Raw genomic sequence first — 24073 nt, forward strand, 5'->3', positions numbered from 1 at the left:
TCCCCCCCCCCCCCACCCCCCCCCCCCCCCCCCCCCCCCCCGCACCCCCCCCCCCCCCCCCCCCCCCCCCCCCCCCCCCCCCCCCCCCCCCCCCCCCCGCCCCCGTGCGTGGGGGGGCGGGTCGTCGTCAGATGTGGGAGGTCTTGATGTCGTCCAGGAAGGGCTCCAGGGCCGCCCGCAGGGCGGCCGGCTGGTCGTAGTGGAGGTAGTGGCCGGCGTCGGGGACTTCGGCGTACTGGCCGGCCGGGAGGACGCGGACCATCTCCTGGGCTTCGGCGCGGCCGAGTTCGCCGTCCAGGCCGCGGACGACCAGGGTGGGGCAGCGGACCTGCGCCAGTTCCTCCCAGTGGGCGTCGTGCACCCACGTCTCGCGGGCCGTCAGCATCTGGCGGCGGGAGAAGATCGGGCGCCAGCCGTCCGGGGCCTCGTGCATGACCTCGGCGAAGAAGGCGCCGCGGCCGGGGTCGGGGCGCTCCACGCGGGGGTCGTCCTCGCCGAACCAGCGGCGGGCGGCGTCCTGGGTGGGGAAGGGCAGCGGCCAGCGGTGGAACCAGTCCGCCCAGTCCTGCTGCGAGGCTTCGCCGAGGGCGGAGGCGCGCATGTCGCAGATGACCACGGCTTCGACCAGGTCGGGGCGCCTGGCCGCGAGCTGCCAGGCGGTGAGGGCGCCCATGGAGTGGCCGATCAGGGTCACGGGGGCGAGGCCGAGCTGCTCGACGACGGCCTCCGCGTCGGCCACGAACGCCTCGCGGCCCAGGGCCGTGTGGAGGGCGGGGCCGTGCGGCGGCCGGTCGCTCTGGCCGTGGCCGCGCTGGTCGAGGGCGATGACGCGGCGGTGCTCGCCGAGCCAGCGGGCGGTGCCGGACCAGTGGAAGGCGCGGCCCATCAGCCCGTGGAGTAAGAGCACCGCGGGGCGCGGGTCGGGCGCGGCCGGCCGGCTCCCGGCCTCGGCCTCGGGGTCCGCCTCGCGGAATTCCCAGGCGGCCAGGCGCACGCCGTCGGCCCCTGTCACATCGATGCGCTGTACCACCGCAGATGCACCCCCTTCGCTCCCGGCCAGACTATCGAACCCGTATTCGAAAACGGGCGTCTCGCCGACAACACCGCTCTTTCGAGTGACCTTGCTCAAGGATTGGCCGCCGCTGCCGATGGAGATCCTTTCACCAGGGAGGCGGGCCGCTCGGGGAAGACGGTCCGAAGGGGACGACCTTGAGAGCTCGAGGCTCCAGGTCACCAGGGGAGGACCGGTCCCGGCGCCGCAAGGCGCCGGGACCGCCCACATCCACACGGCAGTCGACCACAGCTCGAACCTCTACACCACGAACATCGTCCGCACGAACGTCTCTGCACTCACGACCAGGACTACATCACCGATCGCCCGGGCGGTCGGGATCCTGCCGGGATTCACGCCCAGGCGTCAGCGCTTCGCCACGAACACGTGCGAGGCGACCTCCGAGTCCAGCTCGGCGGCCTCGCCGCCGCTGCCGACCAGCACCCCGCCCGGGGACTCGGTCACGCTGACCACCGAGCCGGGCTGCACACCCGCCCGCCGCAGCGTGTACATCAGCTGGGCGTCCGTCTGGATCGGCTCCCCGATCCGCCGCACGACCACGGTCTTGCCGTCGACACCCGGGTCCAGCTCGTTGAGGCTGACCATGCCGTCCTCCAGGAACGGGTCCGCCTCGGCCTTCTCCCCCAGCTCCTCCAGCCCCGGGATCGGGTTCCCGTACGGCGACTCGGTCGGGTGGCGCAGCAGCTCCAGCACACGCCGCTCCACCGCCTCGCTCATCACGTGCTCCCAGCGGCAGGCCTCGGCGTGCACCTGCTCCCACTCCAGGCCGATGACGTCGACGAGGAGGCACTCGGCGAGCCGGTGCTTGCGCATCACGCGCGTCGCCAGCCGCCGCCCCTCCTCCGTCAGTTCCAGGTGCCGGTCGCTGGCGACGGCCACCAGGCCGTCCCGCTCCATCCGCGCCACCGTCTGGCTCACCGTCGGACCGCTCTGGTCGAGCCGTTCGGCGATACGGGCGCGCATGGGGACCACACCTTCCTCTTCCAGCTCAAGGATGGTGCGGAGATACATCTCCGTGGTGTCGATCAGTCCGGACATTCGTGCCCCTCGGATTGCGTGCGCTGGCCCTGCCCCCAATTCTGACGCATCAGGCGGACAACCGTCCCGTACCGAGCGTCAAGCCCTCTCCTGGACATCTCCCCGACGGGGCGTGCGCGCCGAAGACGGAGATCCTCCCCGGAATTGACGTCCGTATTGACACGCCCTTGGTCCAGACCGCACGGTGAGCGGCGGACACGGACCCACCCGCCACCCCATCCCGACCCCGGAAGGCCATCGGCGTATGAGCGAGAGCAAGCTGGCCGGTCAGTTCTTCGACGCCGCCATCGGCCTGCTGGAGCGGGTGCGGGACGAGGAGGCCGCGCGGATCGCCGAGGCCGGCACCCTCGTCGCCGACGCCGTGGCCGGCGGCAACCGGCTCTTCGCCTTCGGTGCCGGGCACTCCTCGCTGCCCGCCCAGGACGTGGTCTACCGGGCCGGCGGACTGGCCCTGATGAACTTCCTCGCCGTACCGGGCACCGCCGGCGTCGACGTCATGCCCGCGACGCTGGGCAGCGCGCTGGAGCGGGTCGACGGCCTCGCCGGCGCCGTCCTGGACAGCAGCCCCGCCTCCGAGGGCGACGTCCTCGTGATCATCTCCCTCTCCGGGCGCAACGCCCTGCCGGTCGAGATGGCGATGAACGCCCGGGCCCTCGGCCTCAAGGTGATCGGCGTGACCTCGGTGGCGTACGCGACCGGCACCAAGTCGCGGCACGTCTCCGGCACCTTCCTGAAGGACCACTGCGACGTCGTCCTCGACAGCAAGATCGCGGTCGGTGACGCCGAGCTGAGCCTCGACGGCATCGACGCGCCCTTCGCTCCCGCCTCCACCGTCGTGACCTGCGCGATCATGCAGGCGGTCATGGCCGCGGCGGCCGGCGAGCTCGCGGGCCGCGGGATCGAGCCGCCGCTGCTGCGCTCGGGCAACGTCGACGGCGGCCACGAGTGGAACGGCCGCGTGATGCGGGAGTACGGCGACCGGATCTTCTTCCGCCACTAGGGGGTGTCTGACGGAGGTCCGTGGCGTCGCGATGCCCGGCACGCACTCTCGCCGCACCGGCCGAAAGCCCGAGTACGTCCAGTACGCGGGCATCCGGCCGGCACGCCGAGAGCACGCACCGGACACCGCTCCTTCACCACGGACCTCCGTCAGACACCCCCTAGCCCCCGGCGGCCCCGCACGTCAGGGGCGGCGGGCCTCCGTCCGCGCCGCCAGGTCCAGATCGGCGGCGATGCGGCCCGCGACCTCCTCCGCGTACGCCGCGTCCGGCCCCTCGAAGGCGGCCCGCGAGGGTCCGCGTACGAACGTCACGGCGCCCAGGGTCCGCCCCCGGCTGCGCAGGACCGTGCACAGCACGTGCGCCGCGCCCTCGGGCCAGTGCCGGGCCCGCGCCCACTCCGGGTCCGCCGCCCCGCGCGGAGCGCTCGTGCGCACCGAGCCGATCCGGTCCAGCGCCTGGAGAGCCGGATGCCCGGCCTCGTACCGTACGGGGATCGCCCCGGGCCCCGGCAGCGCGGGCGGCGAGACGGCGGAGCGTACGAGCCGGCGCCGCTCGGGACCGGCCGAGGGGTCCAGTACGTCCAGCAGCGCGTGCTCGGCGAAGCCCGCGAGCGCGAAGTCCAGGCGTACGGCCGCCGCCTCCGCCGGGTCCTCGCACTCGGCGGCGGCCCGGCCCGCACGGTGCAGCTGGTGCGAGCGGAACCGCAGCTGCGCGGTGTCCAGCTGCGTCTGCCGGGCCTCGGTGACGTCCTGGAACAGCCAGCCGACGCCGAGCGGCACCGGCTCCTCCGCGAGCGGTGAGGCCAGCCTCAGGAACCCGCAGCGCAGACACCGCCGCCGCACCCCCTCCGCCGTCCGCACCGACACCCACAGCTCCACCGGGGCGGGCGGCGCCCCCTCGGCGAGCACGTGCTGCAGGGCGCCCTCCAGCTCCTCGACGCCCTGTACGAGCAGGTCCCCGAGCGGACGGCCCAGCAGCGCGGTGCGCCCGGCCCCCAGGACCCGTGCGGCGTGCGCGTTGACCACGGCGGGCCGCAAGTCGACGTCGACGAGGACGACGCCCCACGCGGCGTCCTCCAGCAGGGCCTCGCTCAGCGCGATGGACCGCTCCAGGTCGATCTGCGCGTGGACCTCGCTGAAGGCGCAGTACACCCCGGCCGGTTTCCCGTCCGCGCCCGGCACCCCGGCGGACTGGGTGCGGACCAGGATGCGACCGCCGTCCTTGGTCAGCAGCGCGAACTCGTGCACCTGCCGGCCGGGCACGTCCTGGGCGGCCATGAGCCGGTCGTGCACGTCCTGTGCGTCGGCGGGCCGGACCGCCCAGCCCTCGAAGCCCTTGCGGCCCACGGCCTCGGCGGCGGACCAGCCCAGGAGCCGCTCGGCCTCGCGGTTCCAGTGGGTGATCACGCCGTCGGAGTCGAACGCGCACAAGGCGGCGTCCATCCCGTCCAGCAGCGCTGCGAGCAGATCGTCGTCGGTGGTCTCGTCACGTCCGGAAGCAGTCACCTGGCACCCCCAGCAGGTGTTCGCGTGTGCGGCACGTCACATCATCCCAGTTTCCCCACGTGCACACCCGGGTTTCGGCCGGTCGGCACAACACATCCGGCGCGGAGCCACGCGGCGGCAGTGCGCCGGTCCGCAATGCTCTGACCTGGACTTGTGTTCGGATCCTGACCGACCCTAGCGTCCGGGGCATGGAGGCAACTTCCGTGAAGCGGGCGTCCAAGTACCGCTTCCATCCGACCGGCGTGCAGGCAGCTGAGCTGTCACGGACGTTCGGGTGCGTGCGGAAGGTCTACAACCTCGCTCTCGCGACCCGCAGTGAGGCCTGGGCGCGTCAGGAACGGGCGGCTCACGCTGGCCAAGATGGCTGAGCCGTTGGACGTCGGGTGGTCGCGTGCGCTGCCGGCAGGTGTGGAGCCGACCACGGTCACAGTCTCCCGCGACAGCGCAGGGCGCTGGTTCGTGTCCCTTCTCTGCGACATCAACCCGAAGCACGAACGACCTCGTCAGCCGGTCACGAAAATATTCGCTTGTGGCCTCCGGGACAGGCTCCTAGGCTCTGACGTACACGAGAAGGGAGGTGGTTCCCGAAATGTACGGAAACCGGACGCGTGAGGTGGCTGCGGGCTAAAGCGCCCGTCGTCGCACGCACCCAGTGCGGTGCCCGGCGGGAACGCCAGGCGCCAATCCCAAGCAGTCACCCGATCCGCGGGCTCGCCGGTACGTCCGGCCGGCTTCTCTCACTGCAGGAGAGAATCCCGAGCCCGCGGGTCGTCTGCGTTTTCAGAGCCTGCCTGCCCGGCCTTGGCCGCGGCCCTTCCCGGGACCGCACGGCTACGGGCAGAGGCGCTCGATGTGCCACTTCTCCGCGTCGCGGACGTACCGCAGGCGGTCGTGGAGGCGGTTCTCGTGCCCCTGCCAGAACTCCATCTCGTGCGGGACGACCCGGTAACCGCCCCACTCCGGCGGCACCGGCACCTGCTCGCCCTCCGGGTAGCGCTGCTCCAGCTCCGCGTAACGGCGGTCCAGCTCGGCGCGGGAGGCGATCACCCGGGACTGGTCGCTCGCCCAGGCGCCCAGCTGCGAGCCGTGCGGGCGGGAGCGGAAGTACGCCGCCGTCTCGTCGCGGCCGACCCGCACGGCCGTGCCGCCGACCATGACCTGGCGGGCGATGGGGTGCCAGGGGAACAGCAGGGCGACGTTCGGGTTCTCGGCGAGTTCACGGCCCTTGCGCGAGCCGTAGTTCGTGTAGAAGACGAACCCCCGCTCGTCGAACTGCTTCAGCAGCACGGTGCGGGAGCTCGGGCGCCCGTCGGCGGTGGCGGTCGAGACGATCATCGCGTTGGGTTCGAAGACGTGGGCGACGGCGGCCTGCTGGAACCATCGCGCGAACTGGTCCATGGGATCGTCGGCGAGGCTCTCCTCGGGCACGATCTCGGAGCGGTACTGCCTGCGCATGAGGGCGGGATCAAGGTCCTGATGGGTCACGCCGGTCATCCTGCCGCAGCACGGCGGCCGGGGGTGTGCCGTATGTCACGCTTCCCCAGTCCATCCGGAACGGACAAAATCTTGGGGCCGGTCCGAGGGTCCCCGCACGGATGACCATCGGCCGAGCCGGGCATCAACGGGGATGACCGCGCCGGACCGCGAATCACGCCGGGAGCCGCGCGTGTTCGCACTATCTGAGGAGCCGCCTGATGTCCGATTTCGTACCCGGGCTCGAAGGGGTCGTCGCGTTCGAGACGGAGATCGCCGAACCCGACAAGGAAGGCGGTGCGCTCCGCTACCGCGGGGTCGACATCGAGGACCTGGTCGGGCACGTCTCCTTCGGGAACGTGTGGGGCCTGCTGGTCGACGGTGCGTTCAACCCCGGGCTGCCCGCCGCCGAGCCCTTCCCGATCCCGGTCCACTCCGGTGACATCCGGGTCGACGTGCAGTCCGCGCTCGCCATGCTCGCCCCCGTGTGGGGCCTGAAACCGCTCCTGGACATCGACGAGCAGACCGCCCGCGACGACCTCGCGCGCGCGGCCGTCATGGCCCTGTCGTACGTCGCCCAGTCCGCTCGCGGCCAGGGCCTGCCCATGGTCCCGCAGCGGGAGATCGACAAGGCCGAGTCCGTCGTCGAGCGGTTCATGATCCGCTGGCGGGGCGAGCCGGACCCGAAGCACGTCAAGGCCGTCGACGCGTACTGGACCTCGGCCGCCGAGCACGGGATGAACGCGTCCACCTTCACCGCGCGCGTCATCGCCTCCACCGGCGCGGACGTGGCGGCGGCCCTGTCGGGTGCCGTCGGCGCCATGTCCGGGCCGCTGCACGGCGGGGCGCCCTCCCGCGTGCTCGGCATGATCGAGGAGATCGAGCGCACCGGCGACGCCGTGGCGTACGTGAAGAAGGCCCTGGACAAGGGCGAGCGCCTGATGGGCTTCGGGCACCGCGTCTACCGCGCCGAGGACCCGCGTGCGCGCGTGCTGCGGCGCACGGCCAAGGAGCTGGACGCGCCGCGCTACGAGGTGGCCGCCGCGCTGGAGAAGGCCGCGCTGGAGGAGCTGCACGCACGCCGTCCCGACCGGGTGCTGGCGACCAACGTGGAGTTCTGGGCCGCGATCATGCTGGACTTCGCGGAGGTCCCGGCGCACATGTTCACCTCCATGTTCAGCTGCGCCCGTACCGCCGGCTGGTCGGCGCACATCCTGGAGCAGAAGCGCACGGGCCGCCTGGTGCGCCCGTCGGCCCGCTACATCGGGCCGGGGCGGCGTGACCCGCGGGACATCGAGGGGTACGCCGACATCGCCGAGACGGCCTGACCGGCACGCCGGCAACGGTGAAGGGCGCCGTACCCCCGTGGCGGGGTGCGGCGCCCTCGCGCTGCCGGGCTCAGCCCAGGGTCGCGTCCAGGATGCGGGCCCACTGGGCGACCACGCGGTCGCGGCGGGCCGTGTCGTCGGTCAGGACGTTGGCCAGGCCGAGGCCTCGGGCCATGTCCAGGAGGCCCTGCACGGTCTCGCGTACGCCCGGGACGGACTCGTCCGCGCCCAGCAGTTCCACGGCGATGCGGTGGGTCTCCCGGCCGACGCGGGCCTCCAGTTCGGTGACCCGGGGGCGCAGCTGCTCCTCGTTGGACGCGGCCACCCAGAGCTGGAGCGCGGCCCGGAACAGGACGCCGGTGTACAGGTCGACGAGCGCCTCGACCACGGCGGGGCGGGCGGCCGGCCCGGCGTGGAAGAGCTCGCGCAGCGCGGTGGAGCGCTCCTCGGCGACGTACTCGACGGCGGCGGTGAACAGGTCCTCGCGGGTGCGGAAGTGGTGCTGGGCCGCGCCGCGGGAGACGCCGGCCCGTTCGGCGACGACGGCGACGGTGGAGCCCGCCCAGCCGTGTTCCGCCAGGCAGGAGACGGCCGCCTCGAGGAGGTGGCGGCGGGTGACGCGGCTGCGGGCCTGCTTGGGGCCGGCCGCGCCGGCCACGCCGGCCGCCGGGCTGGTCACAGTGCCCACGACGGGTCCCGGCGCTCGAAGCGGGCGGTGATGCCCTCGCGGGCCTCGGCGGAGGCGAAGAGTTCCGCGGAGAGCCCGCTCAGGCGGGGGCCGTCGCGGTCCAGGGCCTCGCGTACGGCGGCGGCGGTGAGTGCCTTGGTGGCGGCCAGGCCCTGGGGGGAGGCCTTGCGCAGGCCGGCGAGGACGGGTTCCAGGGCCTTGTCGACGTCGTCCGCGTGGAGGGTGAGCAGGCCGATGCGGGTGGCTTCGGCGGCGTCGAAGGCCTCGGCGGTGAGGAAGTAGCGGGCGGCCGCGCGCGGGTCGAGGCGCGGGAGCAGCGGCATGGAGATCACGGCGGGGGCCAGGCCCAGGTGGGTCTCGGTGAACGCGTACGAGGACTGCGGCCCGGCGGCGGTGATGTCGCAGACGCCGAGCAGGCCGAGGCCGCCGGCCCGGACGTGGCCGGTGACGCGGGCGAGGACGGGCTTGGGCAGTTCGGCGATCTCGCGGAGCAGGGCCAGGAAGTCGGCCGGGGCGCAGGGGGCTTTGAGGTCGGCCCCGGCGCAGAAGGTGGTGCCGGTGTGGGTGAGGAGGATGGCGCGGGTCTCCGGGTCCGCCGCGCTCCGGGCGAGGGCGGCGCGGAGCTCTGCGACGAGGTCGGCGGAGAGGGCGTTGCGGTTGGCCGGGGAGTCGAGCGTGAGGGTGGTGATGCCGGTCGCTCGCGCGGTGTGGACGGGTGGGGCCATGTCTCCTCCGGAGGGGTGTGCGGGGTGGGGCGTGGCCCCGTCGGGGGGAGCGTATGCGGTCCCTGGCCGGGGGCGGGGTGGGGCCGGGGCCGGGGTGGGGTGTTGTCCGGGACTCATGATTTATGGCGCCTTGTCCCGGGCTGCGTTGGCTCAGCTTGCCGACGCGCCAACAAATCACGTTTTACGTCCCGGACAACACCCCACCCCGTCCCCGGCCTGGGCGGCTTCCAGGTCCGGGCCGGCTTTCAGTACGACTTGGGGAGGCCCAGGGTTTGGTGGGAGACGAAGTTGAGGATCATCTCGCGGCTGACCGGGGCGATGCGGGCCACGCGGGAGGCGGTGATGAGGGAGGCCAGTCCGTACTCGCGGGTGAGGCCGTTGCCGCCGAGGGTGTGGACGGACTGGTCCACGGCCCGGACGCAGGCCTCCGCGGCGGCGTACTTCGCCATGTTCGCGGCCTCGCCCGCGCCCATGTCGTCGCCCGCGTCATAGAGGTGGGCCGCCTTCTGCATCATCAGGCGGGCCAGTTCCAGTTCGATGTGGGCCGCGGCGAGGGGGTGGGCCAGGGCCTGGTGGGCGCCGATGGGGTCCTTCCACACCTGGCGGGTCTTGGCGTAGTCGACGGCTTTGGCGAGCGCGTAGCGGCCCATGCCGATGGCGAAGGCGGCGGTCATGATGCGTTCGGGGTTGAGGCCGGCGAAGAGCTGGAGCAGGCCCGCGTCCTCGTCGCCGACGAGGGCGGAGTGGGGCAGGCGTACGTCGTCCAGGGTCAGTTCGAACTGCTTCTCCGCGGCTTGGAGTTCCATGTCGATCACCGAGCGGGAGAAGCCGGGGGCGTCTCGCGGGACGATGAACAGGCAGGGCTTGAGGCGGCCGGAGCGGGCGTCTTCGGTGCGGCCGACGATGAGGGTGGCGTCGGCGATGTCCACGCCGGAGATGAAGACCTTGCGGCCGCTGAGGATCCAGTCGTCGCCGTCGCGGCGGGCCGTGGTGGTGATGCGGTGGGAGTTGGATCCGGCGTCGGGTTCGGTGATGCCGAAGGCCATGGTGCGGCTGCCGTCGGCGAGGCCGGGGAGCCAGGACCGCTTCTGGGCCTCGGTGCCGAAGCGTGCGATGACCGTGCCGCAGATGGCGGGTGAGACCACCATCATCAGGAGGGGGCAGCCGGCGGCGCCGAGTTCCTCGAGGACGAGGGACAGTTCGGCGATGCCGCCGCCTCCGCCGCCGTACTCCTCGGGCAGGTTGACGCCGAGGTAGCCGAGCTTGGCGGCGTTGGCCCACAGTTCGTCGGGGTGGCCGCCCTCGCGGGCGACGCGGGCGAGGTACTCGCGGCCGTACTTCTGCCCCAGGGCGGCGACCGCCGCGCGCAGGGCCTTGTGCTCGGGCGTTTCGATGGTGGCGGAGCTCATGACGTCGTTTCCTCCTGGACTACGGCGAGCAGGGCGCCGAACTCGACCTGCCGGCCCGTGGCGGCGTGGAGCGCGGTGAGCGTGCCGGAGGCGGGAGCGAGGATGCGGTGCTCCATCTTCATGGCCTCCAGCCAGAGCAGGGGCTGCCCGGCGGTGACGGGGACGCCGGGGGCGAGGCCCTCGGCGATGCGGACGACGGTGCCGGGCATAGGGGCGAGGAGGGAGCCCGGTTCGGTGCGGTCCTGGGGGTCCGCGAACCGGGGGACGGGGGTGAGGGTGTGGCTGCCGGTGAGCGCCGAATCGACGTAGACCTCCGGCTTGTTCGAATTTTGTTTCACGTGGAACAGGCGTCGGATTCCCTCGACTTCGAGGGTGACGAGGGTGGGGGTGGCGGACAGGACGCGGACTCCGGGGTGGTCCACCGGCTGGTAGCTCACTTCAAACGCGGTTCCCGCCGCCGTGTAGCGGCGGGTCTGGGGCTGGGAGCGGACGTTGCGCCAGCCGCCGAGCCGGGCGGCCAGGGGGGCGTCCGGGGCGGGGGCGGCTTCGGCGAGGGCGGCGGCCAGTGCGGCCAGGGTGGCGTCCGGGGCGCCTTCGGTGAGGGCGGGGAGGTGGCGCTCGTAGAAGCCGGTATCGAGCCGGCCGGCGGTGAAATCCGGGTGGCGCAGGGAGCGTACGAGGAGTTCGCGGTTGGTGGTGACGCCGTGGATGCGGGCTCCGGCCAGGGCGTGGGCGAGGGTGCGTACGGCCTCGGCGCGGGTCGGGGCGTGGGCGATGACCTTGGCGAGCATGGGGTCGTAGTGGATGCCTACGTCGTCCCCGTCGGCGAAGCCGGTGTCGACGCGGACCGTCCCGGGGACCTCGAGGGTGTGCAGGGTGCCGGTCTGGGGGCGCCAGTCCTGGGCGGGGTCCTCGGCGTAGAGGCGGGCCTCGACGGCGTGGCCGGCGGCCGGTGGCGGGGTCGGGGGCAGGGCCGTGCCCTCGGCGATGCGCAGTTGGAGGGCGACGAGGTCGAGGCCGAAGACGGCTTCGGTGACGGGGTGTTCGACCTGGAGGCGGGTGTTCATCTCCAGGAAGTACGGGCGTCCGTCGGCGGTGACGAGGAACTCGACGGTGCCGGCGCCCTGGTAGGAGACGGCGCGGGCGGCGGCGACGGCGGCCTGGTGGAGGTTCTCGCGCAGGCTTTCGGGCAGGCCGGGGGCCGGTGCCTCCTCGATGACCTTCTGGTGGCGCCGCTGGAGGGAGCAGTCACGGGTGCCCAGCGCCCACACGGTGCCGTGGGCGTCGGCGAGGATCTGCACCTCGACGTGGCGGGCGTGCTCCACGTACGGCTCGGCGAAGACCTCGCCGTCGCCGAAGGCCGAGCGGGCCTCGGCGCGGGCCGCGTCGAGGGCCTCCTGGAGGGCATCGAGGTCGCGGACCACGCGCATTCCGCGGCCGCCGCCCCCGGCGGCGGCCTTGAGGAGCAGGGGCAGGTCGGCGGCGGTGGCGGCGGCCGGGTCGACGGGTTCGAGGAGCGGGACGCCGGCGGCGCGCATCAGCTCCTTGGCGCGGGTCTTGGAGGCCATCGCCTCGATGGCCTCGGGCGGCGGACCGATCCAGGTCAGCCCTGCGGCCCGGACCTCGCGGGCGAAGCCGGCGTTCTCGGAGAGGAAGCCGTAGCCCGGGTGGACGGCGTCGGCCCCGGCGGCGACCGCGGCCTTGATGATCAGGTCGCCGCGCAGGTAGGTGTCGGCGGGAGCCGCGCCGGGCAGGCGTACGGCCGCGTCGGCGTCGCGCACGTGCAGCGCGTGCTCGTCGGGGTCGGAGTGGACCGCGACGGTGGACAGGCCCAGGGCGCGGGCGGTGCGGAAGATCCTCACGGCGATCTCGCCCCGGTTGGCGACGAGCAGGGAGGCGATCGGGGTGGTCGTCTGCTGGGGGGTGCTCTGCTGGGGGGTGCTCTGCTGGGGGGTGTGCTGCTGGGGCATGGGCGGGCTCACATCCGGAAGACGCCGAAGCCGCCGCGGGCGCCCTCGACGGGGGCGTTGTGGACGGCCGACAGGCACAGGCCGAGGACGGTACGGGTGTCGCGCGGGTCGATGACCCCGTCGTCGTACAGCCGCCCGGACAGGAACATCGGCAGGGATTCGGATTCGATCTGCGCCTCGACGAAGGCGCGCATTCCGGCGTCCTGTTCCTCGTCGTACGGGAGGCCCTTCGCGGCGGCGGACTGCCGGGACACGATCGAGAGGACGCCCGCGAGCTGGGCGGGGCCCATGACGGCGGATTTGGCGCTGGGCCAGGCGAAGAGGAAGCGCGGTTCGTAGGCGCGGCCGCACATGCCGTAGTGGCCGGCGCCGTAGCTGGCGCCGATGAGCACGGACAGGTGGGGGACGCGGGAGTTGGAGACCGCGTTGATCATCATCGAGCCGTGCTTGATGATGCCGCCCTGCTCGTACTCCTTGCCGACCATGTAGCCGGTGGTGTTGTGGAGGAAGAGCAGCGGGATGTCGCGCTGGTTGGCGAGCTGGATGAACTGGGCGGCCTTCTGCGACTCGGCGCTGAACAGCACGCCCTGGGCGTTGGCGAGGATGCCGACCGGGTAGCCGTGGAGGGTGGCCCAGCCGGTGACGAGGCTGGTGCCGTAGAGGGGCTTGAACTCGTCGAAGTCGGAGGCGTCGACGATGCGGGCGATGACCTCGCGGGGGTCGAAGGGCGTCTTCAGGTCGGGCGGGACGATCCCGAGGAGCTCTTCGGGGTCGTACGCCGGCTCCTCGGCCGGCGGGGGCTCGGCGTGCGCCGGGCGGTGGTTGAGGCGGGCGACGACGCGGCGGGCCTGGCGGATCGCGTCGTGCTCGTCAAGGGCGTAGTAGTCGGCGAGGCCGGAGGTGCGGGCGTGCATGTCCGCTCCGCCGAGGGACTCGTCGTCGCTCTCCTCGCCGGTGGCCATCTTGACCAGCGGCGGACCGCCGAGGAACACCTTGGAACGGTCCTTGATCATGATGGTGTGGTCGGACATCCCGGGGATGTACGCGCCTCCGGCGGTGGAGTTGCCGAAGACGACGGCGACGGTCGGGATCCCCTCGGCGGAGAGCCGGGTGAGGTCGCGGAAGATCGCGCCGCCCGGGATGAAGATCTCCTTCTGGGAGGGCAGGTCGGCGCCGCCGGACTCCACGAGGCTGATGACGGGCAGGCGGTTCTGCCGGGCGATCTCGTTGGCCCGGAGCGCCTTCTTCAGGGTCCAGGGGTTGCTGGCGCCGCCGCGGACGGTGGGGTCGTTGGCGGTGACCAGGCACGGGACGCCCTCGACCGTGCCGATGCCGGTGACCATGGAGGCGCCGACGGGGTAGTCGCTGCCCCAGGCGGCCAGCGGGGACAGTTCCAGGAACGGGGTGTCCGGGTCGAGGAGCAGTTCGACGCGCTCGCGGGCCAGGAGCTTGCCGCGCTGCTTGTGCCGGGCCGTGTACTTCTCGCCGCCCCCGGACAGGGCCTTGGCGTGCTCGGCGTCGAGCGCGGCGAGGCGTTCCAGTGCGGCGGTACGGGCCTGCGCGTGCTCGGGGGCGTGCGGGTCGACGGTGGTACGGAGGCGGGTCATGAGCCGGTCCCCTCCGGGGATGTGGCGGGCAGCCGTTCGGACAGCAGGTGGGTCGGGATGTCGAGGTGGCGGGCGCGGAGCCATTCGCCGAGGGCCTTGGCCTGGGGGTCGAAGCGGTGGCCGGAGGCGACGCCGTCGCCGAGGATTCCGGGGAGGGTGAAGTTCAGGGCGCGGAGGTTCGGGAGCGGGTGGCGGGTCACGGGCAGGGCCCGTGCTTCGGGCAGCAGCTCCTGCAGCAGCCCGACGGTGAGGGTGTGCTCGAGCCAGTGCCAGGCGGCGTCGGACTCCACCCAGACCCCGATGTTGGCGTCACCGCCCTTGTCGCCGCTGCGGGCCCCGGCCACGGCGCCGAGGGGCGCCCGGGTGGTGGTCCCTGCGGGGCTCCCGAACCTGGGGCTCCGCCCCAGACCCCGCTCCTCAAACGCCGGAGGGGCTGAAAGCACAGCCTCGCCGGCTTTTGGGGCGCGGGGGTACGGGGGCGGGGTGGGGGAAAGGCTCCGCGCAGCCGGCACCGGCAGGCGGGTGCCGTCCGGGAGGACCGCTTCGTGGAGGACCGAATCCGCCGGGACCAGGGCCGAGGTGAAGACCCCGTACGGCTGGGCCGGACCCGGCGGGGAGGTCACGTGGAAGCCCGGGTAGCTGGCCAGGGCCAGCTCGATCGCCGCCGAGGTCAGCTCCCGGCCCACCCGGTCCGCGGCCGCGTCGCGGACGACCAGCCGCAGCAGCGCACTGGCCGTCTCCTCGGTGGCGGCGTCCTCGTGGTCGGTGCGCGCGAGGCTCCACGCGGCGTCGGCCACGCCTTCCAGGGCCTCGGCGAGCTGCGCCCGCACCAGCTCCGCCTTCGCCTCGATGTCCAGTCCGGTCAGGACGAAGACCACCTCGTTGCGCCAGCCGCCGATGCGCGTGACGCCCACTTTGAGGGTGTCCGGCGGCGGTTCGCCGACAACGCCCGAGACGCGGACGCGGTCGGGGCCGTCCTCGGTCAGCCGGACCGTGTCCAGGCGGGCCGTCACGTCCGGGCCGAGGTAGCGGGCGCCCTGGGTCTCGTACAGCAGTTGGGCGGTGACGGTGCCGGGCGTGACGGCTCCGCCCGTGCCCGTGTGCTTGGTGATCACCGCCGAGCCGTCTTCGGAGATTTCCGCGAGCGGGAAGCCCGGGCGGCGGACGTCGTGCGCGGTGAAGAAGGCGTAGTTCCCGCCGGTGGCCTGGGTGCCGCACTCCAGGACGTGGCCCGCGACCACCGCTCCCGCCAGCCGGTCGTAGTCGTCCGGCGCCCAGTCGAACCACCAGGCCGCCGGGCCGCTGACCAGCGCCGCGTCCGTGACCCGGCCGGTCACGACCACGTCCGCGCCCGCCCGCAGGCACGCCGTGATCCCCGCGCCCCCGAGGTAGGCGTTGGCGGTCAGTGCGCCTTCCCCGTAGGGCATCAGGTCGTCGCCCTCGACGTGCGCGACGGTGACGGGGACCCCCGCCCCGGCCGCCAGGGCCCGTACCGCGCCGGCCAGTCCGGCCGGGTTGAGGCCGCCCGCGTTCGCGACGATCCGCACGCCCCGCTCGTGGGCGAGCCCGAGCCCTTCCTCGAGCTGGCGCAGGAAGGTCTTCGCGTAGCCGAGGTCCGGGTTCTTCAGGCGGTCGCGGCCGAGGATGAGCATGGTCAGCTCGGCCAGGTAGTCCCCGGTCACCACGTCCAGCGGGCCGCCGGTCAGCATCTCGCGCAGGGCGTCGAAGCGGTCCCCGTAGAAGCCGGACGCGTTGCCGATGCGCAGCGGCCGCCGGGGACCGGGACTCCGCGGACCGGGACTCCGCGGACCGGGACTCCGCGGACCGGGACTCCGCGGACTGCGGCTCATCGGGAGCCCTCCGGAGCGCGGCCGGGGCCGGCCGGGCCCGCGAAGGCCTGCGCGATGTCGAGCCAGCGGTCCGCGTCGGCTCCGGTGGCCGTCAGGTCCAGGTCGGCGCGGTGCGCCCGCTGGGTCACCAGGAGGCAGAAGTCGAGCGCCGGTCCCGTGATCCGCTGCGGGGCGTCCGGGGGCCCGTACGTCCATGGCCCGGAGCCGTCGGGCGCGGTCAGCTCGACCCGGAACTCCCCGGCGGGGGCGGGCAGTGCGCGTACGGCGTAGGCGTAGTCGCGGGCCCGTACGCCGATGCGGGCCACGTGCCGCAGCCGTGCGGTCGGGGTGCGGCGCACGCCGAGCGCGTCGGCGACGTCCTGGCCGTGCGCCCAGGTCTCCATCAGCCGGGCGCTCGCCATCGAGGCGGCCTTCATCGGCGGGCCGTACCAGGGGAAGCGGGTGGCGGGCGAGGCGGCGGCGAGGGCCTCGCCGAGGTCGGTGCGCCCGGAGCGCCAGCGGGCGAGCAGCTCGGCGGGCGGCAGCTGCGCGCCCTCCTCCGCTCCCTCGTCGACGAAGGACTCGGGGGCCTTGAGGGCCTCCTCGACCATGCGGCCGAAGGCGGGGGCGTCGGTGAGGGAGAGCAGGGCGGCCCGGTCGGTCCAGTGCAGGTGGGCGATCTGGTGGGCGATGCTCCAGCCGGGCGCGGGGGTGGGCCGGGCCCAGTCGCGCGCGGGCAAGGCGCCTACCAGGGCGTCGAGTTCCCGTCCCTCCTCACGCAGGTCGGCGCATACGGCAGCGGTGGCATCGACGGCGGCGGACGGATCGGGCACGGGTGCTCCCCTCTCGGCGTGAGGGGAAGACTGGCAGCCCGTAATAAAACAATCAAGCATGCTTGCATGGTTTTCTCGGCGGGTGGCGCGTTCCCGCCACCGTGCCAACCAGCCGCCCAGGAAGGGGAGTTGCGGAGGCTTCCTGGCCGGCGCCGGTTCGCCGGCGGCACGGCCGCGGGACGCATGGGGGGCGATTCCGGCCGTAACCGGGAAACTCGCGATACGTCACCGGATGTCCCGTCGATACTGGACGTTCCGCTCCGGGCCCGGGCGGGCGCAGCACGTTCATGCACTCGACGCAGACGACGACGAAGAGGATGAACTGACGTGACTCCAGCCGCCCGCATCCCGCGGCCTTCCGCGACCCCTTTCTCGCTCTACCCCGAACTCGACGCGAACGCCCTGAACGCCTTCGTCACCGCCCTGGAGCTCGGTGACGTCACCGGCCTGCCCCCCGCCCGCGCCGCCGAGGTCGCCGAGGTCCGGTCCGTCGCCGTCTTCACGCGCGGCAAGGTGACCGGCGCCGAGGGGGACCTGCTCGACGCCGCGCTCTGGCGCCACAACGGGAACCAGCCGCGCCCGCTGATCGTGATGCCCTCGCCGTGGACCAGCCTGGGCTGGCTCGTGTACGCCGTCCAGGCCACCCTCTTCGCGGCCCGCGGCTACAACGTCCTCGCCTACACCGCCCGCGGCTTCCCGGGCTCCGAGGGCAAGGTGGAGGTGGCGGGCCCGCTCGACGTCGCCGACGGCAGCCGGGCCCTGGACCACCTCATCGAGCGCACCGCAGGCCCGGTGGCGGGCATCGGCTTCCTCGGGGACTCCTACGGCTCGGGCATCAGCCAGCTGGTCGCCGCGCACGACACCCGCGTCGACGCCGTGGTCGCGCTGAGCACCTGGGGCGACCTCGGGGAGGCCTTCTACGAGAACTCCACCCGCCACGTCGCGGCCGTACGGGCCCTGCTCGACGCCGCCGCGAAGGCGCGGCTGAGCCGGCGGACGCAGAGCGTCTTCGACAACGTCCTCGCCAACCGCGACATCCAGGGCACCCTGGCCTGGGCGGAGCCGCGCTCGCCCGTCACGTACATCAAGGAGCTCAACCGCCGCCAGGTGCCGGTCCTCTACGCGCACGCCTGGCACGAGACGCTCTTCCCGGCCAACCAGACGCTGAAGATGTTCAACGAACTGACCGGGCCCAAGCGGATGGTGCTGTCCATAGGCGACCACTCCGGCCCCGAGTCGTCGGGCCTGTTCGGCCTGCCGAACCGGATCTGGACGGACGCCCACCGCTGGTTCGACCACCACCTGCGGGGCATCGGGAACGGCATCGGCGACGAGGGCCAGGTGCTCAGCGAGGTCATGTGGACCAAGACCCTCGAACCCCGTCCGACCTGGCCCTCCCTCACCGAGCACATCCACCGGCTGCACCTGGCGGGCAGCGGGGACCTGGCCGAGGCTCCGGAGGCGGGCTGGACGGCGACCGTGCTGTGCGGGGTGGACACCCCGGCGACCGTCGCCGACGCGGTGGTCCTGTCCGGCTACGCGGAGATGGCCGGCCGGCCGAAGGCCTACCCGACGGCCGGGATCGACCGGTCCGTCGCCGCCGTGTGGACCTCGGCCCCGGTGGAGGAGACCACCCGGCTGCGGGGCACTGCGAAACTGCGCGTCACCTACCGGGCGCCCAACCCGGGCTCCGCGTTCGTCGCGTACCTCCTCGACACGGCGCCCGACGGCACGGCGCACCTCGTCACGCACGCCCCGTACACCGACCTCGACTCGCCGCCGGACAGCCTGATCAGCGCGGACATCGAGCTCCAGGCCACGGCGTACGACGTCCCGCGCGGCAACCGGCTGATGCTGGTGATCGACGCCCGCGACCCCTTCTACGGCGACGCCAACCTGCCGCGCGCGACGCTGGCCTTCACCTCACCGGAGGCGACGCCTTCGTACCTGGACCTGCCGCTCGGCTGATCCGCCCGCGGCCGGTCAGGACGGGCGGTCGCCGGGCGCGTCGTCGCCCTCGACGGCCGCCGCGAACTGAAAGGGCGGCTCGAAGGGGCCCATGACCAGCAGCTGGTCCCGTTCTTCCTGACGGTCGACCAGCCGCTGGTACGAAGCGGCGGGGCTCTTCACCAGGGGCGGCGGAACCTCCTTCCGGTCGACGGTCACGAGCATCACGCGGCCGGCGCTTTCGTCGTGAACGCGGCGACGGAACTCCTCCAGCCAGTCCTCGTGGGGCCCGTTCCGGCCGAAGGCCCTGAGCATGGCGACGGCGGTCTGCTCCGCAGGGAGGTCCGACAGGTCCGGCACCTGCATCCGTGCGAGATCCGCGGCCGCCTTCCGGTAGACCTCTTCGTCCTCGGTTCTGAACATCGGCTCTCCTCTGCAGGGCCTGACCGTGGTGGCTGCGCCGGCGTACGGCGCAGCCACCACGTGGGGCCGGGTCAGGTCAGGACAGGGCCCTGATCAGGGGCGGCAGGCAGTCGGCGGCCACGTTGAGCGCGGCCGAGAGCCAGTCCTTGCGTTCCTCCTCGGACAGGTCCGCGGGGAGCGGAAGGTCGATCTTCCCGCCGTCGTAGGCGTGGGAGTCCTTCTTCCAGTCCTTGGTGAACGCCTCGATGGCCAGCGGCAGCCCGATTCCCACCAGCGTCTCGACGAGCCCGAAGAACTTGTCGTTGCCGCGGAACTCGGACGGGATCTTCTGCGCGATCTCCGCGTGGACGCCCTTCGCGGCGCCACCGCTGGGAGCGGCGCTCTTGGTGAGCTCGTCGATCACCGCCGGGATGAGGATGCTGCCCGCTTCGAAGATCGCGTCCCAGAACTTGGGGTTCCCCAGGTTCTCCCAGTTCTGCAGCTGCGGGCGGACCGCCTTGCCCTGTCCGGGAGGGGGGGCCGCCGCGGCGAGGGCGGGGGCGAAGAGGGCGTTGCACGTCTGCACGTCGGAGTACCAGCCGTCACCGGAGACGAAGTCCTTGCCGGTGGTCTTGGTGCTCGCCTTCTTCAGTTCGTCGAGGAAGGCGTCGACGGCCTTGTCGACCTTGGTGGTGGTCATCGCGGATTTTCCTTTCGTTGTGCTTCCTCCCGATCCGGAGGAGGCGGAGGGGGCCTTCGCTGCGCCCGTCGCGAAGGCTGCCGACTTGAGGAGTTCCTCGACCTTCGCGATCATCTCCTTGGTCACCTCGTCCATGGAGATGAACGTCCGGGCGAGGTGTTCCTCGCGGCCCGACGGGGCGAAGAGGCAAGGCTTCTGGCTCATGTTGAGTGCGGCCAGCCGGTCCGCGGCCCGGGAGACCAGCTCCGTGACGGTGATGGCGCCGTCCACCTCTTGCAGGAGCGCGTAGGTGAACGCCGAGAGCCAGTCGGTCACCGAACTGCCCGCGGCGGCGGTCTGGTCCGCCCGGCAGGCCGTGAGCAGAATGCCGTTCAGTTCACCGGTACCGGGGATGACCCCCTTGGGCACGAACGCCTTGCCCGGTGAATTCGCGAAGTCGAAGAGCAGGGACGACTCGTCACGCACGGCGGGCCGGCCGAACGGCTTCACCGCACGACAGGCCGTCAGCGTGTTCGCCTTGGCGAGGGCCTTTTCCGGGGGTGCCGTGAACACCTTGGTCCGGACGAGGCGGGCGGCCTCGTCGATGAAGAAGGTCTTCTCCATGCCCCCGGAGTGGCAGGCGTCGAGGATCACGGTGAGCACTCCGGGCGGCAACCCCGCCGTGCGCCGCACGAGCTCCGTGTCCTCCAGGAACTCGTCGTAGCAGCAGAGGACTTCCGTCATCACGTCGCCCTGGAGATAGCGGTATCCGTGGGACGACTGGAAGAAGACCCGGTGATCGCCCGGCTGCGCCCCTTGGCAGAGCCAGTCCAGGCCGTCTCTGGTGCGGTCCAGGGTGGCATCGGAGTCGTGCAGAACGCGGATCTCCGAATCGGCGAAGCCGAGCTCGCCCAGCAGTTCCTTGAAGGCCGCCGTGTCGGCGATACAGCTGTTCAGGCGGTTTGCCGGATCCGGGTATTCGTCGATTCCGACGAGCAGTGCCCGATCTGTCATCACTGCCCCTTTCTTCGTCGTGCGGATTGTTTGTCACGGATCCGAAGGAAGAATCGTTTGCTCGCCCCGAGAGAAGCGCGGAATCGATTCTCCCGTGCAACCGGACAGCATCTCTTCGCGTCGGCCGGAGACAAAGGCTCTTGCTGAGCACACCTTCATGTTTCGACCCATCCCGTTGCCCGGCAACATGGAAAGGTCGACTACCGCTGACTTAAGAAAGCCGTTGACAGTTGGACATTTCGAGGGAGGCGACCAGGTGCCACGGGCAGGCCAGTCCCGAAAAGCGGCTGACGACGCACTCACCGATCGCATCTCCGTAGGACTGATCACCCGCGCGTTTCCCCCGGAATTGGTGGACGCCGTTGTCGCCTCGTGCGGGCGCACGGAACTCCGGCAAAGGCTGCTGCCGTCTCGAACCACCGTCTATTTCGTCCTGGCGATATGCCTCTTCACGCAGGAGAGTTACGCACGCGTCGCCGAGCTGCTCACCGACGGGCTGCTCTGGGCCGGAGTGGAGCGCACAGCACGCCGGCTGCCGACGACCGCCGCCATCTCACGCGCGCGGGCCCGCCTGGGACCGGAGCCCCTGGCCGGCCTGTTCGCCGAGGTGACCCGCTCGTCCCGCGCCCGTCCGGCGCCCGAAGACCGGTACCGCCGCTGGCAGGTGGTGGCCGCGGACGCCGCGCAGGTCCCCGTCCCGGAAAGCGACGAGAACCGCTCCTGTTACGGAGGGCAGCACCCTGCGGTACCCGCCCAGGGACGGTCGCCGCACCCCCTGCGCAGCCGCCTTCCCCGCGTGCACGTCCTCGCCCTGGGCGAGCACAGGAGCCACACCATCCGCCGCGCGGTGGTGGCACGTCCGCCCGACCACTCCGCCGGGGCCCTCGCCCGGGAGCTGTACGGCGCCCTGGGAAGCGGCGACCTCCTGCTGGCCGACGACGCCTTCGACGATCCGGCCACCCTGGCGGGCGCCTGGGCCACGGGCGCCGACCTGGTCTGGCGGACACGTCCACACGATTCCCTGCAGACCACCGACCTGCTCCCCGACGGCTCCCACCTCGGTGAACTGGCCGGCTTCCCCGGCACCGTCCGGGTCCTCGGCGCGGCCCCCGGCTCGGGCCTCCCCTTCGCCACCACCGTTCTCGACCACCTGGAGGCGCCCGCCCCGGAGCTGATCGCGCTCCACCGCCGGCGATGGCGGCTGCACGCTTCCCTCGCGTCCCTCGGCACCCTGGCACCCGGCAGGCCGCAAGTCCTGCGCTCCCGCTGGCCCGATGGCGTCGAACAGGAGCTCTGGGGCCACCTCCTGGTCCACCACGCGATCCGCAGCCTGATGCACCCGACCGAGCCGTGACGGTCGGCCCTTAAGTCAGCGATACATCCGATTTCCCTCAAGACGGCTTCGTCGCAAGGACCTTGTTCGATCGTCAACTTCACTGCCCCTCCACCGGCGAGAGACAAAAGGCGCAAATAGTGGCATGGTGGTGATGTGAGGGTGAGGTTGCCCCTCGGTTGGGAGGTCTCCCGATGGTTCCTTTGGATCTGGTCGGACTCACCTCGCTGATGAAGCTCACGAGCGGCGAACGCGAGATCGTGATCGGGCTGCTCGACGGACCCGTCGCCACGGATCACCCCGAACTGGCTGCCGGGAGCATCCGGCAGCTGCCCGGCAGCGGCCCCTGCTCACTGCCGGAGAGTGAGGCCTGCCAACACGGCACGTTCATCGCCGGCATCCTCGTGGCACGCCGCGGGGGAACCGCTCCGGCCATCTGCCCCGGTTGCACGGTGATCGCGCGTCCCGTTTTCGATGAGACGCCGTCTGACGGGCAGCGGCTCCCGAGCGTGACGGCCCCCCGGCTGGCCGAGGCGATCTGCGCATGCGTCGATGCGGGTGCGCGCGTACTGAACCTGAGTGCGGGGATGTCACAGCCCTCCGCCCGGCAGGAGCGGGACCTGCACATGGCCCTGAACCACGCGGCCGCGCGCGGTGTACTCGTGGTCGTGGCGGCAGGCAATCAGGGGACGCTGGGCAGCAGCACGCTCACACGCCATCCCTGGGTGATTCCCGTGGTGGGGTACGGCATGGACGGGCAGCCCATGGCGCGGTCGAACCTCGGAAGCTCGATGGGCAAGCGAGGGCTGGGCGCACCGGGCGAGGGCGTGAGCAGCCTCCGTCCGGACGGCGGGCTGCAGACCCGGAACGGCACCAGCGTCGCGGCCGCGTTCGTCACCGGCGCCATCGCATTGCTGTGGTCATGGTTCCCGAAGGCGGACGTCGCGGAGGTCAAGCGAGCCGTGACGGGTGCCGGCGGGCCTCGGCGCACCAATGTCGTCCCGCCCTTGCTGGACGCCTGGGCGGCTCATCACACCTTGTCGGCCACACAGTGAGCGAGGAGCACACCATGAGCGGACACACGGAATCCCGGTCCGGAAGGACTCACGGCAACCCGCACAAAGTGCGCCTGCCCGGGTTCATCAGCGACGAAGAGATCGGCCTCGGAGACGTCATTCGGAGAGCGACGTCCACGGTGGGGATCAGACCGTGCAGCGGGTGCACCGAGCGCGCCAGGCGGCTCAACGACTGGATGGTCTTCTCCCCGCAGGGTTCCGCCGATTCGTGAAGCAACGGTAGGAGGAGGTTCGTGATGGCACAGGCACCAGAACACGTGAGCAGTACCGACCAGCCCACACCCGCTCCAGCGGATCCGCCCGCGCATCGATGTCCTTCGGCCGGGACGGCCGCCGCTCCGCCGGCGCCGCCTTCCTTCGTCTATGCGGTCGGCCAGGTGGAACCACGGTTTCCGGGTCTGGCGGCGGAACGGGAATTCGCGCAGGCCATGGGCCGGATCGAGACCGCCGGCCAAACCGACCGGCAGGCGCTCAAGTCGGTCCTGGAAGACCGGGCCGGCCGGTACCTGGCCCGCCAGATCTGCTGGGTCTTCACGATCGAAGGGCTGGAGACCTACATCCTGACTCCTCGCGACCCCGCCGATTTCGATCTCCTGATCGAGGCGGTGCGGCCTGATCCCGGCGCGCACGACGTGGACGTGGTCGTGGGCCTGCGCGGCCCGCACGCCCCTCCGGACAAGTGCAACGGGCTGATGGTCCCCATCGTGGCGTTCGACCAGCTGTACTCGTTCGACCGCGACGCCCTGATCCGTGAGATCCCCCGACCACAGGATCAACCGGAGGAGAAGTTCCTGGCCACCGCCGCCGAACTCTTCGACAGCATCGGTCAGGTGGCGGACAACGCGGGGGCGACCGATGAGCACCGGGCCCTCAACTACCTGGCGGTTCGCTATCACGCGATCTACACCAGGGCGGCCGCATCACACGCCGCGGAATCGTCCCTCAGCGGAGTGGAAGTCCGGCCCTCGCGCCTGAGCGGCGCACGGAACATCGTGGACGTCATCTTCTCCTACACGCATCGGCGCACCGATACGACCGAGAAGTACTTCGTCCGCGTGGACGTGACCGAGGAATTCCCCTTCCTGGTCACCAAGCTCTCGCCGTTCTACGAGCGGTGAGGCACACCCGACCCTCCCCCCCCTGC

19 protein-coding genes and 1 pseudogene are annotated in these 24073 nt (G+C 72.2%); 7 read left to right on the forward strand and 13 right to left on the reverse strand.

What is annotated here, in order from left to right; all coding sequences use genetic code 11:
* Positions 1–127 precede the first annotated feature (127 nt).
* Both ACZ6I1_RS15415 and ACZ6I1_RS15420 read right to left on the reverse strand, forming a co-directional pair.
* Complete coding sequence (locus tag ACZ6I1_RS15415; RefSeq protein ID WP_469287322.1) at positions 128–1030, reverse strand: alpha/beta fold hydrolase; 903 nt, start codon at positions 1028–1030, stop codon at positions 128–130.
* Between the two features lie 387 nt (positions 1031–1417).
* On the reverse strand, positions 1418–2110 hold the full coding sequence (locus ACZ6I1_RS15420; RefSeq protein ID WP_469287323.1) for a metal-dependent transcriptional regulator: 693 nt from the start codon (positions 2108–2110) through the stop codon (positions 1418–1420).
* Positions 2111–2354: 244 nt separating this feature from the next.
* Between ACZ6I1_RS15420 and ACZ6I1_RS15425 the strand changes: the two genes are divergently transcribed.
* On the forward strand, positions 2355–3110 hold the full coding sequence (locus ACZ6I1_RS15425) for an SIS domain-containing protein (protein ID WP_469287324.1): 756 nt from the start codon (positions 2355–2357) through the stop codon (positions 3108–3110).
* Positions 3111–3293: 183 nt separating this feature from the next.
* Here the strand turns inward: ACZ6I1_RS15425 and ACZ6I1_RS15430 are convergent, their stop codons facing one another.
* The gene (locus ACZ6I1_RS15430) at positions 3294–4616 is read right to left on the reverse strand and encodes a PAS domain-containing protein (protein WP_469287326.1); all 1323 of its coding nucleotides are present in this window, start codon (positions 4614–4616) and stop codon (positions 3294–3296) included.
* 188 nt (positions 4617–4804) lie between these two features.
* Between ACZ6I1_RS15430 and ACZ6I1_RS15435 the strand changes: the two are divergent.
* Positions 4805–5093 (forward strand): annotated as a pseudogene (locus ACZ6I1_RS15435) (helix-turn-helix domain-containing protein); the annotation flags it as partial.
* Positions 5094–5447: 354 nt separating this feature from the next.
* Here the strand turns inward: ACZ6I1_RS15435 and pdxH are convergent.
* Positions 5448–6110, reverse strand: a complete 663-nt coding sequence (gene pdxH, locus ACZ6I1_RS15440) for a pyridoxamine 5'-phosphate oxidase (RefSeq protein WP_469287327.1) — start codon at positions 6108–6110, stop codon at positions 5448–5450.
* Positions 6111–6310: 200 nt separating this feature from the next.
* On the opposite strand from pdxH, the gene ACZ6I1_RS15445 reads away from it, so the two are divergent.
* Positions 6311–7417, forward strand: coding sequence for a citrate synthase 2 (locus ACZ6I1_RS15445; protein ID WP_446592496.1), 1107 nt, complete (start codon positions 6311–6313; stop codon positions 7415–7417).
* A 70-nt stretch (positions 7418–7487) separates the two neighbouring features.
* Here ACZ6I1_RS15445 and ACZ6I1_RS15450 read toward each other — a convergent pair whose 3' ends face one another.
* The 7 genes from ACZ6I1_RS15450 to ACZ6I1_RS15480 form a co-directional block, all read right to left on the reverse strand.
* Positions 7488–8105: a TetR/AcrR family transcriptional regulator gene (locus ACZ6I1_RS15450; protein WP_469287329.1), complete on the reverse strand. Its 618-nt coding sequence runs from the start codon at positions 8103–8105 to the stop codon at positions 7488–7490.
* Positions 8093–8830, reverse strand: coding sequence for an enoyl-CoA hydratase family protein (locus ACZ6I1_RS15455; RefSeq protein WP_469287331.1), 738 nt, complete (start codon positions 8828–8830; stop codon positions 8093–8095). Before ACZ6I1_RS15455 ends, ACZ6I1_RS15450 begins: the two co-directional genes overlap by 13 nt.
* A 245-nt stretch (positions 8831–9075) precedes the next feature.
* A complete protein-coding gene (locus ACZ6I1_RS15460; protein WP_469287333.1) occupies positions 9076–10239 on the reverse strand; it encodes an acyl-CoA dehydrogenase family protein in 1164 nt (387 codons plus the stop codon).
* Positions 10236–12209 (reverse strand): acetyl/propionyl/methylcrotonyl-CoA carboxylase subunit alpha, encoded by a 1974-nt coding sequence (locus ACZ6I1_RS15465; RefSeq protein ID WP_469287334.1) that lies wholly within the window; start codon positions 12207–12209, stop codon positions 10236–10238. The genes ACZ6I1_RS15460 and ACZ6I1_RS15465 overlap by 4 nt, the downstream gene beginning before the upstream one ends.
* Positions 12210–12217: 8 nt before the next feature.
* Positions 12218–13816: an acyl-CoA carboxylase subunit beta gene (locus ACZ6I1_RS15470; RefSeq protein WP_469287336.1), complete on the reverse strand. Its 1599-nt coding sequence runs from the start codon at positions 13814–13816 to the stop codon at positions 12218–12220.
* On the reverse strand, positions 13813–15525 hold the full coding sequence (locus ACZ6I1_RS15475; RefSeq protein WP_469287631.1) for an acyclic terpene utilization AtuA family protein: 1713 nt from the start codon (positions 15523–15525) through the stop codon (positions 13813–13815). The genes ACZ6I1_RS15470 and ACZ6I1_RS15475 overlap by 4 nt, the downstream gene beginning before the upstream one ends.
* 137 nt (positions 15526–15662) lie before the next feature.
* Positions 15663–16478 carry a TIGR03084 family metal-binding protein gene (locus ACZ6I1_RS15480; RefSeq protein WP_469287338.1) on the reverse strand — a complete coding sequence of 272 codons (816 nt, stop codon included), beginning with the start codon at positions 16476–16478 and terminating at the stop codon, positions 15663–15665.
* Between the two features lie 327 nt (positions 16479–16805).
* Between ACZ6I1_RS15480 and ACZ6I1_RS15485 the strand changes: the two genes are divergently transcribed.
* Positions 16806–18446, forward strand: a complete 1641-nt coding sequence (locus tag ACZ6I1_RS15485; protein ID WP_469287340.1) for a CocE/NonD family hydrolase — start codon at positions 16806–16808, stop codon at positions 18444–18446.
* A gap of 15 nt (positions 18447–18461) precedes the next feature.
* Here ACZ6I1_RS15485 and ACZ6I1_RS15490 read toward each other — a convergent pair whose 3' ends face one another.
* Together ACZ6I1_RS15490 and ACZ6I1_RS15495 are read right to left on the reverse strand one after the other, a co-directional pair.
* Positions 18462–18848 (reverse strand): hypothetical protein, encoded by a 387-nt coding sequence (locus ACZ6I1_RS15490; RefSeq protein ID WP_469287341.1) that lies wholly within the window; start codon positions 18846–18848, stop codon positions 18462–18464.
* A 76-nt stretch (positions 18849–18924) separates the two neighbouring features.
* Entirely contained in the window at positions 18925–20520 is a 1596-nt protein-coding gene (locus ACZ6I1_RS15495) for a caspase family protein (protein ID WP_469287343.1), read from the reverse strand.
* A gap of 187 nt (positions 20521–20707) precedes the next feature.
* On the opposite strand from ACZ6I1_RS15495, the gene ACZ6I1_RS15500 reads away from it, so the two are divergent.
* The 3 genes from ACZ6I1_RS15500 (at position 20708) to ACZ6I1_RS15510 (ending at position 24047) form a co-directional block, all read left to right on the forward strand.
* Positions 20708–21874 (forward strand): transposase domain-containing protein, encoded by a 1167-nt coding sequence (locus ACZ6I1_RS15500; RefSeq protein ID WP_469287633.1) that lies wholly within the window; start codon positions 20708–20710, stop codon positions 21872–21874.
* Between the two features lie 173 nt (positions 21875–22047).
* Positions 22048–22908 carry a S8 family peptidase gene (locus ACZ6I1_RS15505; protein ID WP_469287344.1) on the forward strand — a complete coding sequence of 287 codons (861 nt, stop codon included), beginning with the start codon at positions 22048–22050 and terminating at the stop codon, positions 22906–22908.
* Between the two features lie 257 nt (positions 22909–23165).
* The gene (locus ACZ6I1_RS15510) at positions 23166–24047 is read left to right on the forward strand and encodes a cyanobactin maturation protease PatG family protein (RefSeq protein ID WP_469287635.1); all 882 of its coding nucleotides are present in this window, start codon (positions 23166–23168) and stop codon (positions 24045–24047) included.
* The last annotated feature ends 26 nt before the right edge of the window (positions 24048–24073 follow it).

The organism is Streptomyces sp. NPDC046303, assembly GCF_055588085.1.

Bases quoted from the DNA above. Each gene is read 5' to 3' on its own strand.
- ACZ6I1_RS15445 (WP_446592496.1), top strand. From the start codon at position 6,311: ATGTCCGATTTCGTACCCGGGCTCGAAGGGGTCGTCGCGTTCGAGACG.
- pdxH (WP_469287327.1), bottom strand. From the start codon at position 6,110: ATGACCGGCGTGACCCATCAGGACCTTGATCCCGCCCTCATGCGCAGG.
- ACZ6I1_RS15510 (WP_469287635.1), top strand. From the start codon at position 23,166: ATGGCACAGGCACCAGAACACGTGAGCAGTACCGACCAGCCCACACCC.
- ACZ6I1_RS15460 (WP_469287333.1), bottom strand. From the start codon at position 10,239: ATGAGCTCCGCCACCATCGAAACGCCCGAGCACAAGGCCCTGCGCGCG.
- ACZ6I1_RS15505 (WP_469287344.1), top strand. From the start codon at position 22,048: ATGGTTCCTTTGGATCTGGTCGGACTCACCTCGCTGATGAAGCTCACG.
- ACZ6I1_RS15420 (WP_469287323.1), bottom strand. From the start codon at position 2,110: ATGTCCGGACTGATCGACACCACGGAGATGTATCTCCGCACCATCCTT.
- ACZ6I1_RS15495 (WP_469287343.1), bottom strand. From the start codon at position 20,520: ATGACAGATCGGGCACTGCTCGTCGGAATCGACGAATACCCGGATCCG.
- ACZ6I1_RS15465 (WP_469287334.1), bottom strand. From the start codon at position 12,209: ATGCCCCAGCAGCACACCCCCCAGCAGAGCACCCCCCAGCAGAGCACC.
- ACZ6I1_RS15455 (WP_469287331.1), bottom strand. From the start codon at position 8,830: ATGGCCCCACCCGTCCACACCGCGCGAGCGACCGGCATCACCACCCTC.
- ACZ6I1_RS15425 (WP_469287324.1), top strand. From the start codon at position 2,355: ATGAGCGAGAGCAAGCTGGCCGGTCAGTTCTTCGACGCCGCCATCGGC.
- ACZ6I1_RS15475 (WP_469287631.1), bottom strand. From the start codon at position 15,525: ATGCTGACCGGCGGCCCGCTGGACGTGGTGACCGGGGACTACCTGGCC.
- ACZ6I1_RS15500 (WP_469287633.1), top strand. From the start codon at position 20,708: ATGGAAAGGTCGACTACCGCTGACTTAAGAAAGCCGTTGACAGTTGGA.
- ACZ6I1_RS15490 (WP_469287341.1), bottom strand. From the start codon at position 18,848: ATGTTCAGAACCGAGGACGAAGAGGTCTACCGGAAGGCGGCCGCGGAT.
- ACZ6I1_RS15470 (WP_469287336.1), bottom strand. From the start codon at position 13,816: ATGACCCGCCTCCGTACCACCGTCGACCCGCACGCCCCCGAGCACGCG.